General features: G+C 34.3%; 15 protein-coding genes and 1 tRNA gene. 12 read left to right on the top strand and 4 right to left on the bottom strand.

The features are described from left to right. Window positions 1-37: 37 nt before the first annotated feature. From mce to V1468_RS04100, 3 genes are all read left to right on the top strand, one after another. A complete protein-coding gene (mce, locus tag V1468_RS04110; protein WP_331808972.1) occupies window positions 38-442 on the top strand; it encodes a methylmalonyl-CoA epimerase in 405 nt (134 codons plus the stop codon). A gap of 77 nt (window positions 443-519) precedes the next feature. Further along, window positions 520-593, top strand: a tRNA-Ile gene (locus V1468_RS04105). A 257-nt stretch (window positions 594-850) separates the two neighbouring features. Continuing rightward, complete coding sequence (locus V1468_RS04100) at window positions 851-1,051, top strand: PID-CTERM protein-sorting domain-containing protein (protein ID WP_331808971.1); 201 nt, start codon at window positions 851-853, stop codon at window positions 1,049-1,051. Here V1468_RS04100 and V1468_RS04095 read toward each other — a convergent pair. After that, window positions 1,048-1,638: a riboflavin synthase gene (locus tag V1468_RS04095; protein WP_331808970.1), complete on the bottom strand. Its 591-nt coding sequence runs from the start codon at window positions 1,636-1,638 to the stop codon at window positions 1,048-1,050. The two genes, V1468_RS04100 and V1468_RS04095, sit on opposite strands and share 4 nt — an antisense overlap. A 96-nt stretch (window positions 1,639-1,734) precedes the next feature. Here V1468_RS04095 and pdxA point away from each other — a divergent pair, with 96 nt between their 5' ends. The 9 genes from pdxA to V1468_RS04050 all read left to right on the top strand — a co-directional run bounded on the left by pdxA (window position 1,735) and on the right by V1468_RS04050 (window position 11,498). After that, a complete protein-coding gene (gene pdxA / locus V1468_RS04090) occupies window positions 1,735-2,775 on the top strand; it encodes a 4-hydroxythreonine-4-phosphate dehydrogenase PdxA (RefSeq protein WP_331808969.1) in 1,041 nt (346 codons plus the stop codon). Window positions 2,776-2,854: 79 nt separating this feature from the next. Beyond that, window positions 2,855-3,394 carry a YceD family protein gene (locus V1468_RS04085; protein WP_331808968.1) on the top strand — a complete coding sequence of 180 codons (540 nt, stop codon included), beginning with the start codon at window positions 2,855-2,857 and terminating at the stop codon, window positions 3,392-3,394. 8 nt (window positions 3,395-3,402) lie between these two features. Further along, the gene (rpmF, locus tag V1468_RS04080) at window positions 3,403-3,606 is read left to right on the top strand and encodes a 50S ribosomal protein L32 (RefSeq protein WP_331808967.1); all 204 of its coding nucleotides are present in this window, start codon (window positions 3,403-3,405) and stop codon (window positions 3,604-3,606) included. A 179-nt stretch (window positions 3,607-3,785) separates the two neighbouring features. Further along, window positions 3,786-4,784, top strand: a complete 999-nt coding sequence (locus V1468_RS04075; RefSeq protein ID WP_331808966.1) for a beta-ketoacyl-ACP synthase III — start codon at window positions 3,786-3,788, stop codon at window positions 4,782-4,784. Window positions 4,785-4,814: 30 nt separating this feature from the next. Then, window positions 4,815-5,297, top strand: a complete 483-nt coding sequence (accB, locus tag V1468_RS04070; protein ID WP_331808965.1) for an acetyl-CoA carboxylase biotin carboxyl carrier protein — start codon at window positions 4,815-4,817, stop codon at window positions 5,295-5,297. Window positions 5,298-5,380: 83 nt separating this feature from the next. Beyond that, entirely contained in the window at window positions 5,381-6,730 is a 1,350-nt protein-coding gene (gene accC / locus V1468_RS04065) for an acetyl-CoA carboxylase biotin carboxylase subunit (RefSeq protein WP_331808964.1), read from the top strand. 167 nt (window positions 6,731-6,897) lie between these two features. Next, window positions 6,898-9,885, top strand: a complete 2,988-nt coding sequence (locus tag V1468_RS04060; protein ID WP_331808963.1) for a zinc-dependent metalloprotease — start codon at window positions 6,898-6,900, stop codon at window positions 9,883-9,885. 51 nt (window positions 9,886-9,936) lie between these two features. After that, complete coding sequence (locus V1468_RS04055) at window positions 9,937-11,052, top strand: NAD(P)/FAD-dependent oxidoreductase (protein ID WP_331808962.1); 1,116 nt, start codon at window positions 9,937-9,939, stop codon at window positions 11,050-11,052. Beyond that, the gene (locus V1468_RS04050; protein WP_331808961.1) at window positions 11,049-11,498 is read left to right on the top strand and encodes a 3-oxoacyl-ACP synthase; all 450 of its coding nucleotides are present in this window, start codon (window positions 11,049-11,051) and stop codon (window positions 11,496-11,498) included. Before V1468_RS04055 ends, V1468_RS04050 begins: the two co-directional genes overlap by 4 nt. Before the next feature lie 25 nt (window positions 11,499-11,523). Here the strand turns inward: V1468_RS04050 and V1468_RS04045 are convergent, their stop codons facing one another. The 3 genes from V1468_RS04045 to V1468_RS04035 all read right to left on the bottom strand — a co-directional run bounded on the left by V1468_RS04045 (window position 11,524) and on the right by V1468_RS04035 (window position 17,015). After that, a complete protein-coding gene (locus V1468_RS04045; RefSeq protein ID WP_331808960.1) occupies window positions 11,524-12,435 on the bottom strand; it encodes an ABC transporter ATP-binding protein in 912 nt (303 codons plus the stop codon). A 64-nt stretch (window positions 12,436-12,499) separates the two neighbouring features. Then, the gene (locus V1468_RS04040) at window positions 12,500-15,640 is read right to left on the bottom strand and encodes an FG-GAP-like repeat-containing protein (protein WP_331808959.1); all 3,141 of its coding nucleotides are present in this window, start codon (window positions 15,638-15,640) and stop codon (window positions 12,500-12,502) included. Between the two features lie 13 nt (window positions 15,641-15,653). Further along, the gene (locus V1468_RS04035; RefSeq protein ID WP_331808958.1) at window positions 15,654-17,015 is read right to left on the bottom strand and encodes an Ig-like domain-containing protein; all 1,362 of its coding nucleotides are present in this window, start codon (window positions 17,013-17,015) and stop codon (window positions 15,654-15,656) included. Between the last annotated feature and the right edge of the window lie 94 nt (window positions 17,016-17,109).

Here is a 17,109-nt window from a genome sequence, read left to right as displayed (position 1 = left end):
GGAATTCATTTCTTTGACAAAATTTTAAATTAATAGAATGAAAAAAATTGAACATATTGGCATTGCGGTAAAAGATATAGATGCTTCAAATCATCTTTTTGCGTCATTGTTTGGAAAAGAGCATTATAAGATTGAAGATGTAGAAAGTGAAAGTGTAAAAACATCTTTTTTTGAGTGTGGACCAAACAAGATAGAATTATTACAAGCTACAAATAAGAATAGTCCAATAGCAAAATTTATAGAAAAGAAAGGCGAAGGCATTCATCATATTGCTTTTGCAGTTGATGATATTGAAAGTGAAATAGCCAGATTAACAGATGAGGGTTTTAAGATGATTCACGAAAAACCAAAAAAGGGAGCAGACAATAAATTAATAGCTTTTTTACATCCAAAAGCAACAAATGGCGTACTAATAGAGTTATGTCAAGACATTAGGGAATAATTTTCTTGTAGAGTTTTAAAATATATAGTAATATTGCAAACTCTTTTTAAAAGAGTATTGTTAGCAACATGCTAATGGGTCCTATAACTCAGTTGGTTAGAGTATCTGACTCATAATCAGAAAGTCCCTGGTTCGAGCCCAGGTGGGACCACAAAAAGCCCTTCTAATCTAGAAGGGCTTTTTTGTTTTAACTCTATTTGTAGAATTTTGCTTGGTTTAGCCTTTCTGAGAATAATAATTAGTATTATATTTACGTTAAATATAGATAAAATTTGTGCGTATCTTCCCTAATTTTAGCACAATTTAGGTATTTCGTCGAAAATATTTACCGTTTAAAGACGTTTTTTGATTGATTTTATTTTGTTAGATAGGTTTTTTTATTACATTTACGAACCCTTAATTGATAATATGAACAATAGAAAGGTAATTGTCCTAATCTTATTTTTATCCATGGGTTATGCCTCAGTAGCACAAGGAGCTACGCCACCGCCACCTATGCCACCACCACCACCAGGTCTCCCAATTGATGGTGGAATATTGTTATTGTTTATTCTCGCTTTAAGTTTTGGAATTTACAAAGCCTATAAAATAACTAAGAAAACAACTTAATTTCTTAAGTCATTAAGGCGTTTTACGTATTTACCTATTACATCAAACTCTAGATTTACGGTATCACTTACTTTTAGTTTATTAAAGGTAGTATGTTTGTAAGTGTATGGAATTATAGCTACAGAAAACTCATCTGTTTTAGAGTTAACAACCGTTAGACTCACTCCATTTACTGTAATTGAGCCTTTTTCTATAGTAATATTATTCAGAGATTTATCATACTTAAAGGTAAAAACCCAGCTCCCTTTCTCTTCAACAATAGATACACATTTTGCGGTTTGATCAACGTGGCCCTGTACGATATGACCATCTAAACGATCTCCAAGTTTCATGGCGCGTTCTATATTTACAAAATCGCCAAGTTTTAAAGTTCCCAAATTAGTTTTGTCTAAAGTCTCCTTAATAGCGGTGACTATATAATTTGCTGCATCAATAGAAACTACAGTTAAGCATACTCCATTATGAGCTACACTCTGGTCTATTTTAAGTTCTGAAGTTATAGAAGTTTGCACTGTAATGTGAAGATTTTCTCCTTCAACTTCAAGATTTTTAATAATTCCTAAATCTTCTATTATACCTGTAAACATAGTATCCGCTTTATTTAGTTAAATTTGCATTTGCAAAGTTAAGTACACAAATTAACACCATTGTACGTTTTAATAAAAAAATAGGATAATTGTAGTATGAAGAAAGACGAAAAAGTGATTGTAGGTATTTCGGTTGGAGACCTCAATGGTATTGGGCCAGAAATTATTATAAAAGCTTATGAAGATAACAGATCTCTAGAACTAAGTACTCCGGTAATTTTTGCATCAGGAAAGACCATGCAGTTCTTTAAAAACCACTTCAAGAGCAAGATAAATTTTTTCAGTATAGATAGTCTAGAAAAAGTAGTTCATGGTAAGGTAAATGTGGTTAATGTTTGGAAAGAACCTGTTAAAATTGAATTTGGAAAAGAAGACAAAAAGATAGGTGAATATTCAATAAAGTCACTTGAAGCAGCTACAAGTGCGTTAAAAAAAGGGGCAATAGACGTTTTGGTAACGGCTCCAATTAACAAACACAACATCCAATCAGAAAAGTTCAATTTTCCTGGGCACACTGATTATCTTGCAAAAGCGCTTAACGGAAAAAGCTTAATGTTTATGGTTGCAGGTGATTTGCGTGTAGGCTTACTTACAGACCATGTGCCACTTAAAGATGCAGCTAATCATATTACAGAGGATTTAATTAGAGAGAAAATAGCAACGGTTACAAAATCGCTAAAGCAAGATTTTGGTATTAGTAAACCCAGAATTGCTGTATTGGCTATTAACCCTCACGCAGGTGATAATGGTGTTATAGGCAAAGAAGACGATATCGTTTTAAGACCAACACTAGAAAAGATAAGAGAGGAGGGAACCCTAGTATATGGTCCATATTCTGCAGATAGTTTTTTTGGGTCTAATAACTACAAAAGTTTTGATGCTGTAATTGCCTCTTACCACGACCAAGGGTTAATACCATTTAAAACTATTGCGTTTGGAGGTGGTGTAAATTATACAGCAGGTCTCAATAAAGTTAGAACATCTCCAGATCATGGAACAGCTTATGAAATTGCAGGAAAAGGGAAAGCAGATGAGAATTCTTTTGTGCAAGCAATTTACACTGCAATAAGCATTTTTAAGAACAGAACCGAGTATAATTTTTATTCAAAAAACCCTCTCAAAAAAGCCTCAAAATAGATATTAACAAAATTTGTTGATATCTAGCCTTTAAATAAGGAAAAATTTATATATTTGCAGGCTCAAAATGGGTGTGGTAATGAAGGCATTAAAAGATTTTACAATTCAATTTGTTGGGTTAAAAGAAGGAGAGCACCAGTTTGATTATAATATAGATAGTACGTTCTTTAAAAATTTTGAGTATGATGAGTTTAATGAGGTTGATGTAAATATTGACTTAAAACTCATTAAAAAATCAACATTATTAGAGTTATATTTTGATGCATCTGGTTTTGTAAATGTTAATTGTGACCTTACAAACGAACCTTACAATCAAGAGATCGAAGATGAATTTAAACTTGTTGTGAAGTTTGGTGCGGAATATAATGATGACAATGAAGACATCTTAATTATACCACATGGAGAGTACGAAATTAATGTTGCTCAGTATATTTATGAACTCATTGTTTTAGCGGTACCAGCTAAACGAGTACATCCAGGTATAGAAGATGGCACATTAAAATCTGAGATACTTTCAAAATTAGAAGAATTGAGCCCTAAAGAGGTGAATGAAGATAAAGCATCGGAGGAGATAGACCCTCGTTGGAATAATTTAAAAAAACTATTAACGGATAAATAACATTTAAAATGGCACATCCAAAACGTAAAATATCTAAAACAAGAAGAGATAAAAGAAGAACACATTACAAAGCTTCTGTACCTCAAATAGCTACTTGCCCAACAACTGGTGAGCCACACTTATACCACAGAGCACACTGGCACGAAGGAAAATTATACTATAGAGGACAAGTATTAATTGATAATTCTGCAGAAGAAGAAAATTTAGCATAATTATTATGCATGCATATAATAAAACGCTCACTTGTGGGCGTTTTTTTTGTTTAAATTTTCTGAATAGGTGAAAAACCACTTAATTTGCATAATTATTTGCCAAAAAATGATAAAAACTGAACAAAAACGGTTCTTTTTTTATCATTTTTAAATACTTTTAATTAATCTAAAAGCTAATAATGAGTAAAATCACAGCGGCAATAACAGCTGTAGGAGGTTATCTACCAGACTACGTGCTTTCTAATAAAATATTAGAAACCATGGTAGAAACTAACGACGAATGGATAACTACGCGTACAGGTATAAAAGAGCGTAGAATTCTAAAAGAAGAAGGTAAAGGAACATCATTTTTAGCTATAAAAGCAGCTGAAGATTTAATTCAAAAAACAGGATTAAATCCCGAGGAAATAGATTTGGTTATTGTTGCTACAGCAACACCAGATATGAAAGCAGCCTCAACAGCAGCCTATACAGCTACTCAGATAGGTGCGGTAAACGCATTTTCTTACGATTTAGAAGCAGCGTGTTCTAGTTTCCTTTTCGGAATGTCTACCGCTTCAGCATATATAGAATCTGGGCGATACAAAAAGATTCTACTTATCGGCGCAGATAAAAATTCATCTTTTATTAATTATAAAGATAGAGCCACATGCATCATTTTTGGAGATGGCGCAGGTGCTGTGCTATTTGAACCTAACGAAGAAGGGTTAGGACTTCAAGATGAATTATTAAGAAGTAATGGTGAAGGACGAGAGTTTTTACAAGCTACTTACGGAGGTTCATCATACCCTATTACACAAGAGGCCTTTGACGAAGGAAAGCATTACGTTTTTCAAGATGGAAGAACGGTGTTTAAGAATGCGGTATTCAACATGGCAGATGTAGCAGAACGCATCTTAAAAAGAAACAACTTAACAAATAACGATATTTCTTGGTTAGTTGCACATCAGGCAAACAAAAGAATTATTGATGCCACAGCACAACGAATTAACTTAGAAGAAGAAAAAGTAATGATGAATATAGAAAAGTATGGAAATACGACTTCTGCAACTTTACCATTATTACTAAACGATTACGAATCTCAGCTTAAAAAAGGCGACAACTTAATATTTGCTGCCTTCGGTGGAGGGTTTACTTGGGGTTCTATCTATTTTAAATGGGCTTATACCCCTAACTAAAAACTAACTAACAAAAACTATTTAAATATTATGGATTTAAAGGAAATTCAGAACTTAATCAAATTTGTAGCTAAATCTGGCGCAAGTGAAGTTAAGTTAGAAATGGATGATGTTAAAATAACAATCAGAACAGGATCAGACAATGAAACAACTATTGTACAACAAGTACCTGTTCAAGCGGCAGCACCAGTTGTTCAACAGCAAGCGGCAGCTCCCGTAGCAGCTGCTCCAGAAGCACCTGCAGCAACAGCTCCTACAACAGACGATTCTAAATATATTACTGTAAAATCTCCAATTATAGGAACATTCTATCGCAAACCAGCTCCAGACAAGCCTGTTTTTGTTGAGGTTGGTACCGAAATTAAAGAAGGGGACGTTTTATGTGTTATCGAAGCTATGAAATTATTCAACGAGATAGAATCTGAAGTTTCTGGTAAGATTGTGAAAGTTTTAGTAGACGACTCATCTCCAGTAGAGTTTGATCAACCGTTATTTTTGGTTGACCCATCATAACAATTGAAAATTCCAATCCACTAATCCCAAACCCAATTATTTGGAATTTGGTGCTTGGAAGTTGAATTTTTAAACTAAAAGTTATGTTCAAAAAGATACTTGTTGCAAATAGAGGAGAAATAGCACTCCGTGTTATTAGAACGTGCAAAGAAATGGGTGTTAAAACCGTTGCAGTTTATTCAACAGCAGATGCAGACAGTCTTCATGTTAAGTTCGCAGACGAAGCTGTATGTATTGGTCCAGCACCTAGTAACGAATCTTATTTAAAGATTTCAAATATAATAGCAGCTGCAGAGATTACAAATGCAGATGCCATACATCCAGGATATGGTTTCCTATCTGAAAATGCAAAATTTTCTAAAATATGTGAAGAACACGGTATAAAATTTATCGGAGCTTCTGAGGAAATGATTTCTAAAATGGGAGACAAAGCAACAGCAAAAGCAACAATGAAAGCGGCTGGTGTACCTTGTGTTCCTGGTAGTGATGGGATTATCGCAGATTACGAAGAGTGTGTTGTACTTGCCGAAGAAGTAGGCTATCCTGTAATGTTAAAAGCTACAGCAGGTGGTGGAGGTAAAGGTATGCGAGCTGTTTGGAAAAAAGAAGATTTAAAAGCAGCTTGGGACTCAGCTAGACAAGAGTCTAAAGCGGCCTTCGGAAATGATGATATGTATATGGAAAAACTCATTGAAGAGCCAAGACATATCGAAATTCAAATAGTAGGTGATTCTAGAGGTAAAGCATGCCATCTGTCAGAAAGAGATTGTTCTGTTCAAAGAAGACACCAAAAGCTAACAGAAGAGGTGCCTTCACCTTTTATGACAGATAAGCTTAGAACGAAAATGGGTAAGGCGGCAGTTAAAGCAGCTGAATTTATTAAGTATGAAGGTGCAGGAACTGTGGAGTTTTTAGTAGATAAGCATAGAAACTTCTACTTTATGGAAATGAATACACGTATTCAGGTAGAGCACCCAATTACAGAACAAGTTATTGATTTTGATTTAATTAGAGAGCAAATTTTGGTAGCTGCTGGTGTTCCAATTTCAGGAAAGAATTATACACCAAACTTACATTCTATTGAGTGTAGAATTAATGCTGAAGATCCTTTTAATGATTTTAGACCATCTCCGGGTAAAATTACTACATTACATGCTCCAGGAGGTCATGGAGTGCGTTTAGACACACATGTATATGCTGGTTATAGCATTCCACCAAACTATGACTCTATGATTGCTAAGTTGATTACAACAGCGCAAACAAGAGAAGAGGCTATCAATAAAATGAAGCGTGCTTTAGATGAGTTTGTAATAGAAGGTATAAAAACGACGATACCGTTCCACAGACAGTTAATGGAACATCCAGATTATTTAGCTGGTAATTATACCACTAAGTTTATGGAAGACTTTAAAATAAAGCCTGAAGAAGAATAAAAAAAAAGCGACCAATTGGTCGCTTTTTTTGTTTTGTATATCCCCAAAAACCTTCAATCATTATTCTTTATTTTACATTTCAATTAAGAATATTGCAATGAATTAGGCTTTTTTTTGTAAAGTCATAGGATAACCAATACCTTTGCATGCATAATTAAAATTGTTCTATGATGAAAGATAATTACCCTAAATTCCTTTTAACCCTTTTTCTAGCATTATTTTTTGTGTCTCCTGGTATGGCACAAAAAAACGACATCTTGTGGTCTGTAAATAAAGACCAAATAAAAAAAGACGATATAATCTTTTATAAGTCTAAACCAAAGTATTCAACTATAATCAATATTAATATTGAAGCATTAAAGCAACAATTGGTAAATGTACCTAAGCGTCAATTTTCAAGTAAAAATCGAGGCATAATACTCCAATTTCCTAATCAAGAAGGAAAACCAGAATCTTATTTAGTACAAGAGGCTTCAGTAATGGAGTACGATTTACAAATACGTTTTCCTGAAATAAGATCTTTTGTTGGAAAGGGAATTGATAATCCTGCAGCAACAATGAGATTCAGTCTTTCACCACAAAAAGGATTTAGTGGTATGGTTTTATCAGATGGAAAAACGGTGTTTATAGAACCATACACCCAAGATTTAAAAAGCTATATAGCTTTTATTAATTCTGATGAAGACGGTCCAAGAGGAAGTTTCGTTTGTGAAACAGAATATGATCCTGCGGATTTTAAAATTTCTGATGAGGAGTTTATTACGTCTAAGAATGCTAATGATGGTACACTAAGAACTTATCGCTTAGCATTAGCTTGTACAGGTGAATATGCTCAGTTCCATGGTGGTACAGTTGCAGGTGCTTTAGCTGCTATGAATGCTACCATGACAAGAGTAAATGGTGTGTACGAAAGAGATTTAGGGTTAACAATGGTTATCATTGCTAATAATACGGACATTATTTTTCTAAATGCAGCAACGGACCCTTATACGAATAATAGTGGTGGCACAATGCTTGGGGAAAATCAGGCAGAGTGCGATAGTACAATAGGGTCTGCAAACTATGATATAGGCCATGTTTTTAGTACTGGTGGTGGCGGAATTGCACAATTACGTTCACCTTGTACAATAAACAAGGCTAGAGGAGTTACGGGTTCGCCAGTTCCTCAAGGAGATGCGTTTGATATTGACTATGTTGCACATGAGATGGGACATCAATATGGTGGTAATCATACACAGAATAACAATTGCCAAAGATCGAGTGTATCGGTAGAGCCAGGAAGTGCTTCAACAATTATGGGATATGCAGGTATTTGTGCACCAAATGTTCAAAACAATAGTGATGATTATTTTCATGGTGAAAATATTAAAGAAATGTGGGCAAATATTTCCTCAGGACCTAGTAGTACTTGTTTTACAGGAAGTGCAACCAACAATGCAGCACCAGTTGCTAATGCAGGTGCCGATTTCACAATTCCTTTATCTACTCCTTTTGTGTTGAGAGGTATGGCAACAGACGCAGATACAGCGGCTGGGTTAACGTACTGTTGGGAGCAAACAGACGCAACACCAGCAACAATGCCACCTCAATCTACTAATTCTGCAGGACCTTTATTTAGATCTTTAGACCCATCTTCATCTCCAGACAGATATATGCCTACTTTAAGCACTGTTTTCTCGGGTAATTTAGCTACTACTTGGGAGGTTGTCCCTTCAGTAGGAAGAACGATGAATTTTTCATTAACAGTAAGAGATAATGAAGCAGGAGGTGGATCAACAGATTCAGATGAAATGACCGTAACTGTTCAAAATTTTTCTACACCATTTACAGTTAACACTCCACCAACTTGGGGTGCAAACTCGAGTCAACAAGTATCTTGGGTAGTTGGTCAAACGAATTCAGCACCAATAAACTGTCAAACAGTAAATATTTTATTTACTACTAATAATGGTTTTTCGTTTACCACTCTTGCCTCTGGTGTTCCTAACACCGGAACAGCAACAATAACAGTTCCTGGTGTTGGTAATACAAATAACGCTAGAGTTTTAGTAGAAGCCGCGGATAACATTTTTTATGCGGTATCTGAGGCATTTTCAATCTCAAATGCTCAGGATTTTAGTATAAACTCAACTAACGGAGATGCTTTTGTTTGCGGGCAAGACACAGCTTCAATAGATTTTAGTTATGTAACCTCTAATGGATTTTCTGAAACAACCTCATTTAGTATATCTGGTTTACCTGGTGGTGTGGGTTCTACGTTAACACCTATGTCCTTAAATTCTGATGGTACAGTAACACTTAATTTAACAGGCTTAAATTCTTTAGCCACTAATACATACACAATAACGCTTACAGCTACTTCTCCATCAATTACTAAACAAACCACAGTAGATTTAATAATTGCAGATGGAGTTTGTCCTTCAGAGGGAGATTTAAGTTTTCAAACAAGAACAACAGGTGTTATCTTTAATACAATAAATAACTTAGATGCTGGGCCAAAAACGGCTCCGTATTCAGATTTTACATCCATCTCTACTGATGTTGAAGCTGGTATGGATTATGATTTATCAGTAAGAGCTGACTCGGATGGTCCTTACAGAATTAGTACTAGAGTATGGATTGATTGGAATCAAAATTGCTCATTTAATGATCCAGGTGAAGAGTATGATTTAGATTTAGGTACAACAGCAAATATTGCCGACCAATTAACGGATGCATCACCACTAACAATTACTGTTCCTACAGATGCTATTGCAGGTACAACATTAATGAGAGTAAGTACTAAGTACTCTCCTCCATCTCCAGATCCTTTAGATTTTCCAACATCTTGTGAAATTGGTTTTGATGGAGAGGTAGAAGATTATTCTATAAACGTTATTAATGATTTGAGTATAGATGATAATGAGTTAAATAACCTTAGTGTCTATCCAAATCCTAATAATGGCACTTTTTCAATTGGTTTTAATCCTAGATCTGGAGAGGATATAAATGTAGAAGTCTATGATATTAGAGGTAGAGCTATTTTTACAAAGACGTTTAATAGCACAAATAGATTTGACGAAGTTATTAGATTAAGTAATGCACAATCAGGTGTATATTTATTAAATATTTTTGACGGATCTTATAAGGTAACTAAGAAAATAGTTGTTGAGTAATCATCAATATAAAAAACCAAAAGCTCCTTAAGATAGGAGCTTTTTTTTGCTATGAATTTATCATATTGGGAAATAAAAACGTGGTTTACTAAAGTAGATTTTACAATAGTAGGAAGCGGAATTGTTGGACTTACTTCGGCCTTATGGTTAAAAAACAGATTTCCAAAATCTAATATTCTAATATTAGAAAAGGGTATTTTACCACAAGGAGCAAGCACAAAAAATGCTGGATTTGCTTGCTTCGGAAGCCTTAGTGAAATTATAGACGATTTAAAAAGTCATTCAGAGCAAGAAGTCTTAAGCCTTGTTAAGAAACGAGTTGATGGTTTATCATTGCTTCGAGAAACGTTAGGAGATGCTGCAATTGACTATAAAGAATTGGGTGGATATGAATTATTTCCAAAAGAAAATGAAGAACTATTTAATACTTGTATAGAGCAGCAAAAAAATATCAATAAGCTTTTAAACCCTGTTTTTAAAGAAGATGTGTTTAGTTTTAGAGAGAACAGCTTTAATTTTAAAAATATTCAAACAGAGTATAGTTTTAATAAGTATGAAGGGCAAATAGACACCGGAATAATGATGTCAGCACTTCTTAAAAAGGTTTTGAGTCTGGGAGTAAAGATTATTAACAGCTGTGTTGTTGAGTCGTTTTCCGAAGATCTCAACACCGTGAAAATAAAGACTAATCATATAGAGTTTCAAACATCAAAACTTTTAATTTCTACAAATGGCTTTGCCTCAAGATTAATAGATGAAGCAGTAAAGCCAGCCAGAGCGCAGGTTTTAATTACCAAGCCGATTAATAATTTACATATCAAAGGAACATTTCACTTAGATAGAGGCTATTATTATTTTAGAAATATTGATAATAGAATTTTATTTGGTGGCGGAAGACATCTCGATTTTAAAACAGAAGAAACAGAGGAGTTTAATGAAACCGAGCGTATTCAAAATAGCCTTGAGACTATATTAAAAGAAACTATATTGCCTGATACAGATTTTGAAATAGACCATAGATGGTCTGGTATAATGGGTGTTGGTAAACAAAAAAATGCAATAGTAAAGCAACTTGGTAATAATTTGTACTGTGGTGTAAGACTAGGAGGAATGGGTGTAGCAATTGGTAGTATTGTTGGTAAGGAATTAGCAGATTTAATAGAGTGATTTTAAAAGAACAACTATACCGTAAATGTAATGAGGCATTACAAGAGCGTTTAATGCATGTTAAAAAGAGTATTTTAGACCTAGAGCAAGCTTTACAGTCCGAAACCAAAAGTAGTGCAGGAGATAAGCACGAAACAGGTAGAGCTATGATACAAATAGAACGCGAAAAAGCAGGTCAGCAACTTATAGGAATTCAAAATAATCAAGAATTACTTCAAAAAATAGACTGTAAAGCTAAACACAAAAACATAGCCTTAGGAAGCGTGGTATATACATCGCAACATAACTATTTTATAAGTATTAGTGAAGGTGAAATAAAACTAGAAGACGTTTCGTTTTATGCTATTTCGCCACATTCTCCTATTGCTCAATTATTGTTAGGAAAGACAGAGGGAGACACTATTAGTTTTAGAAACAACCCTTTTACCGTTTTGAAAGTGATATAGTTTTCTTCGGTTTTATTGAATGACGTTAATCTGAAATTTTAAAATAAATCACTTCTTCCTGATTAATAGATTCATTGTTATTAAGATAAATAATAGTCCCATTATGTTCGGCTTCAATTAACCATGAATTACCATTAAAGTAAGATTGTTTTACTGTTGCTTTAAGATCGGAGTGTTCTACAATTTTAAGTTGATGTGCGTAGTATATTTTGTTTTTAATAACATTAAACTCTTCAAAGAAAGAAGCTATTAAGGGCAATCTCGGATTTTTATAAAGCTCTTGGGGTTTATCCTTAGCAATTATTTTTTTGCTATTTAGTACTAGTATTTCATCTGCAAACCCGAGAACATCATTTTTATCGTGGGTAGCTACAATACAAGAAATATTTTTCGTTTTAAGATAGTTGAAAACATTTCTGCGAAGCGTTTGTTTTTTAAAGTTATCGATGTGACTAAAAGGTTCGTCCAGAAGTAGAATTTCTGGCTCATTAGCCAAGGCTCTTGCTATAGCAACACGTTGCTTTTGACCTCCACTAAGGTTTTTTACTTTAGTTGTGGCAAAATCTTCCAGTTCAACAATTTTTAACAGCGCTTGGGTTCTCTGTTCTTTTTCCTCAGGATAAAATCGCGATAAATGTTTACCAATGTTATTTTTAACTGAAGTATATGGCATTAGGTCAAATTCTTGAGATACATATTTCATAAAATCATAACCAATAACCAAATTGTGTTTAGGTCCAAGTATTTCAATGTTTTTCCAGAATATTTGGCCTTGCTCTAAGTCGTATTCACCAAAAATAAGCTTTAGTAGTGTACTTTTTCCGGAACCACTTTTACCAATAATAGCAAGATTTTCTCCAGAATTAACTGTGAAGTTTATGTCCTTTAGGACAATGTCTTTAGCGTAACTGAAACTAAGTTTTTTAACTTGAAGCATATGGCAAAAATACCATAAAAAAGCCGCTTGATATTCAAGCGGTTTAGTGTATTTGAAGGGAAGTCTATTTTTTAATAAACTCTCGTCTTAAACTTCTACCATTAGATTCTATCCTTAGGAAGTAAATACCGCCTTGAAGATTTGAAACATTAAGCTCATTATTAATAATCATTTGGTTGAAAACACGTTTTCCTGTAACATCAAAAATAGTTGCAATCTTTTCGGTTAAAATTTCTGAAGTTTTAATCTTTAAAACGTCTTCAACAGGATTAGGATAAATAGAAATATCTTCAAAAGTTTCATCACTTATACTCAAAGGTGCTGTACCTTCAACAAGAACATGTGTGCTGTTTATGCTTGGGTTTTCAAAAACATCAACTATACCAGAAGGCCAATACACTCTAATTTCTGTAATAGAAGTTTCTGCACCAAGACCAAAGTGCGTATTAAGAGAACTCATAAATTCAAAACCTTCACCGCTTCTTACATCTCTAATTTGGGTTCCAGATGGAGTAACTAATTCAACTCTTGCTCCAATACCATTTCTATTACTATAGTTTGGTGTCATATGAGCCATTCCTACGGTGTTTATCTTAACCCAGTTGTTACTATTACCTTGGTTGTAATATCTTACACCACTGTAATAGACATCAATAAACCCATCATTGTTTAAATCACCGAAGCTTCCATTTTTATAGTTAATTTGAGCATCATCAGCATCTTCAAAAGTCATATCTCCGTTACCATACATTATGGATCCGTTGCTTATAATATCTAAATAACCATCATTATCTATATCGTGTACAGAACTTTCCCAGCCTGTTGGCGCAACAATGCCTGCACCAGCTGTAACGTCTGTGAAAATATAGTCGTTATTAGGATTTCCATCATCTGAGAATCCACTATTTTCCATTAACTTATGGGTTCCAGAGCTTGCACCAACAAAAACATCCATGTCGCCATCGTTGTCAAAATCTCCCCAAGCGGAAGACCAAGTTTGCATAGGGTCAGCTAAGCCTATGGCTGCAGCATTTTCTGTAAAAGTATCATCTCCATTATTTGTAACCATCATGTTGGTTCTACGATCTGTAGAGCCTCCACATTTTGCAATAAACAAGTCAATATTTCTATCATTGTTATAATCTATCCATATAGAGCCATAGTCACCACCAGAAGGGAAGTTTCCTAAAGAATAAGGTGCACCAGGAGTTACATCAGATTGATAAAAAGTAAAATTACCAGTACCGTCATTTATAAAGTAAACGTTTGGTTGTACATCATGGCAAACAAAAGCATCAAGGTTTCCATCATTATTGATATCTACAAAATTGGAGCGTTGAGAGAATACATATTCTGTGGTAGATTGCTTAGTGAAGCTAGTGCCATCTGCATTTGATTGCATAAACGTTACACCGCTACCAGCACCATATAATAAGTCTGTTTTTCCATTTGCATCAAAGTCAGCTGCTGCCATACTCCAGCTCGGTAAGTAATCAGCACTTGGTGTTGTAATATTTTTATTTGTAAAAGAGCCATCAGGATTTTGTTCCTGAATATTAACATTTGTTGAAGTGACACCAACTATGTCATCTAAAAAGTCACCATTCATATCAACTACAGCTAAGTCATAACCATTAACAGTTATAGGTTGTTGAATGAAATTTATCCTGGAAGGGGCTTGAGTCATAAAAGTGAAGGGTCCGGTAAAGCCAGAGGTTTCACCAGTACAATTAGATTGCACATAAAAGTCATAACTAGTTCCTGAAGATAAGCCCATTAAGTTATAGTTAGTTGCACCAACATTGTTAATAAGATTCCCTGAACCTAAAGTGAAGCCTGAAACTCCCCATTCAATATTCCAAGAAGAAGCAATTCCGTTTTCTACCCAGTTTAGCATTGCTGAATCTAGTGTTACAGAAGTCACATCCAAACTACTTGGGTCTGGACAGCTAGCGCCTTCTTCTATACAGACATCTGCTGTTCCACTTTGTAAATCTCTCCAAATCACAGCGTAATAGGTTGCGCCAGGAGTTAAGCCACCTATAAGACCAGAAGTATCACCTGAGTTTAAAATATTATTAGAGCAAGTTGAGGCAGATGTTCCGCCACAAGACTCATAAACTTCTAGTCCAATACCATTAGCTGCTCCGCTAAAATTAAATATTACAGAGCCTATTGACGGAGCTGTAAAACTCACAAAATATCCATAATTACCAGAAGCATCACAAGTAGGGTTTTCATTATTTGCATCAATGTCTGTTGCTAATGAAAAATCAAATGTTGTTGGTGTTGCACTAGAGCAATCTGTTTCTACTTGCATAGAAATTGCTGAAATGCAAGTGCCGCCTGGCATTGAAGTAGTAAAATTAAAAGGACCAACATAATTAGAGGTATCACCACCACTACAGTTTGCTTGTACATAAAAATCATATGAAACTCCTTGAGAGAGACTATTTAAATTATAAAAGGTAGAATTTACATTGGATATCACAGTACCTGAACCAAGAGCAAAACCAGCAGTTCCCCATTCAATATTCCACGACATAGAAGATCCTGCTTCAGTCCATTCTAAAACAGCACTAGTTTCGGTAACAGCAGAGACACTTAAATCTATTGGATTGGGACAAGCAGGTGGATTTTGCGATATAATTGTTGGAGAGTCGAAACAAAATCCATAACCCCAAGACCCATTGTCTTCATAGGAAATACGATATCTAAAACCTGATAATTGATTGTTTGAAAAAGATGAAATATCTAAAAAAGGAACGTCTAAACTATAAAACGTACCATTACAATAATCTGATGTTGGTGCACCAGCGGTATCAGTATCATAAGGATTTCCCCAAGTCACCCATTGAGAACTATCATCATCCCAATATTCTATCGTGAATATCTCATTTTGGTATACATTAAATACATAATTTGTATATAAGTATATGTGTGTTTCGCCAGCACCACTTGCTGCAGATAAGTCTATTACTGGAGATTCTGCTGCTATATCACTATCTGTTCCACTTCCTGCATCATCATCATCATATGAGAAATTAGTAGAAGTTGTTATTGGGTTTTCGTAGAGGTAAGTAGCATCATATGTTCCTGTTAGTGACCAATTGCTATTTGGCCAGTTAGCACTTTCATTTAATACTTGTGAGTAGCCTAAGCTAAATGTAAAAATAGCAATAAGCAAGAGGGTAGTTTTTTTCATATTTTTTTTGGTGTTATTCACAATTATCTAAAGAATTTATCCATTCTTCTATGAGATTTATGCCTTCTACATGATTTGTTGTTCTTCCTAAGAGAGGCATTCTAAATGATTCATCGGTAGTACTTATTCTGTAATAAAGTATGGATAAATCTGTATCATTGGGCTTTACAATATAAGAATTTGGAATGAATTGAGTTTCTGGTTCTACACAAACACCAATGTTTTCGGTGTTTTCTGTTAAGTTAAAGGCAAATCTCATCGGTCTATAATTACAATGTCCTTCGTCAGAGTGGCAGTGTGCGCAATTAATATCAAGATAAGAGCGTACTCTTGCCTCTAGCGTTTGAGAATCATCATCCCAAGCAACAGAAGAATTTATATTGTCTGGAATATCAGAGTTTAAGTAGCCAAACTCTACCAGTTTTCGAAGCTGATTTGCTGGCCCATCAATGTAGTTATAATCTTTGTTGAGGTTTTGAGGTTTTAAGCCAATAGGAGTAGGATCTTCCAACTGATTGTGACATGTAAAGCACTCTGCCCTAGAAGGTATTCTGTAGTCAGTTGTTTTTATACTTTCGCCTTCTATCCAACTTAGGTTTACAATACTTCCTGCATTAGTAAAGTAGGCTTCAGTTTGTTCTTCGTTCCATACATAATTTGCAAAATCCCATTCGGTTTCTTTTTTGTACATAAGTCGCGTTTCAATAATTTTTGTAGAATTATCTGGCTGTACATTGTAGTAAAAAAAGTTTTTTATAATTACACTTCCGGTAGGAAACTCTAAAGGAGTATAATCGTTTATATAATTTGCTTTAACACCATTTGGCATCCATATAAATCGTTTTTTCTTGGCATAGTCGGTAAAGAGAGGCGTGTTGAGATCGTAAGGAAAAACACCAAATGAAGGATTGAGGTCTTTTAAAACCCCTTGAAAGAAATTATATGAAGATAATGTTTCATGAGGTGTCTCATTATCAAACATGTTTACAATAGATAAAGATGTAATCGTTAAAGTGATACTTTCTGATTGACAGTTATTTGAAGCGTCACATATTGTATATTGAATAGAGTCTTCTCCAATAGTATTTGTATTTGCTGTGTAAACCAAAAAGTCGTCGTTTACATTATTGGGAGTATTATTATCATTAATTACTACTGAGCCTAAAGACGGCTGGCTTATAGATAGTGTACCAGATTGAGGGATATTAGAGTCGTTGTTAAATATAAATATTTCAATCTGTGAGTTTTGATCTAAATAGACGTCGTCTGGACTTGTTTGAATAGACAAAGGTGTTGTATTGTCATCTGATTCACTACAAGATGAAAGTAATACCAATGTTAGTAAAAGTAATTTTAGAATGTATTTTTTTTTCATGTATAAATGACAGTACATTAGTAGAACAATCTCAATAAAAAAACTCCTACTTTTTTAACAAAAATAGGAGTAAATCTAAGATATTTTAATTAAA

The sequence above is a fragment of the Winogradskyella poriferorum genome (assembly GCF_036553625.1).
In the GTDB taxonomy this organism is placed as follows: Bacteria; Bacteroidota; Bacteroidia; order Flavobacteriales; family Flavobacteriaceae; genus Winogradskyella; species Winogradskyella poriferorum.
This window is presented reverse-complemented; position numbering and strand designations above follow the sequence as displayed.

What these genes read in the sequence shown, in the direction of transcription:
- mce (WP_331808972.1), top strand. Translation starts at nt 38, where the DNA reads ATGAAAAAAATTGAACATATTGGCATTGCGGTAAAAGATATAGATGCT.
- rpmF (WP_331808967.1), top strand. Translation starts at nt 3,403, where the DNA reads ATGGCACATCCAAAACGTAAAATATCTAAAACAAGAAGAGATAAAAGA.
- V1468_RS04085 (WP_331808968.1), top strand. Translation starts at nt 2,855, where the DNA reads ATGAAGGCATTAAAAGATTTTACAATTCAATTTGTTGGGTTAAAAGAA.
- V1468_RS04095 (WP_331808970.1), bottom strand. Translation starts at nt 1,638, where the DNA reads ATGTTTACAGGTATAATAGAAGATTTAGGAATTATTAAAAATCTTGAA.
- V1468_RS04100 (WP_331808971.1), top strand. Translation starts at nt 851, where the DNA reads ATGAACAATAGAAAGGTAATTGTCCTAATCTTATTTTTATCCATGGGT.
- V1468_RS04040 (WP_331808959.1), bottom strand. Translation starts at nt 15,640, where the DNA reads ATGAAAAAAACTACCCTCTTGCTTATTGCTATTTTTACATTTAGCTTA.
- V1468_RS04035 (WP_331808958.1), bottom strand. Translation starts at nt 17,015, where the DNA reads ATGAAAAAAAAATACATTCTAAAATTACTTTTACTAACATTGGTATTA.
- V1468_RS04045 (WP_331808960.1), bottom strand. Translation starts at nt 12,435, where the DNA reads ATGCTTCAAGTTAAAAAACTTAGTTTCAGTTACGCTAAAGACATTGTC.
- accC (WP_331808964.1), top strand. Translation starts at nt 5,381, where the DNA reads ATGTTCAAAAAGATACTTGTTGCAAATAGAGGAGAAATAGCACTCCGT.
- accB (WP_331808965.1), top strand. Translation starts at nt 4,815, where the DNA reads ATGGATTTAAAGGAAATTCAGAACTTAATCAAATTTGTAGCTAAATCT.
- V1468_RS04075 (WP_331808966.1), top strand. Translation starts at nt 3,786, where the DNA reads ATGAGTAAAATCACAGCGGCAATAACAGCTGTAGGAGGTTATCTACCA.
- pdxA (WP_331808969.1), top strand. Translation starts at nt 1,735, where the DNA reads ATGAAGAAAGACGAAAAAGTGATTGTAGGTATTTCGGTTGGAGACCTC.
- V1468_RS04060 (WP_331808963.1), top strand. Translation starts at nt 6,898, where the DNA reads ATGATGAAAGATAATTACCCTAAATTCCTTTTAACCCTTTTTCTAGCA.
- V1468_RS04055 (WP_331808962.1), top strand. Translation starts at nt 9,937, where the DNA reads ATGAATTTATCATATTGGGAAATAAAAACGTGGTTTACTAAAGTAGAT.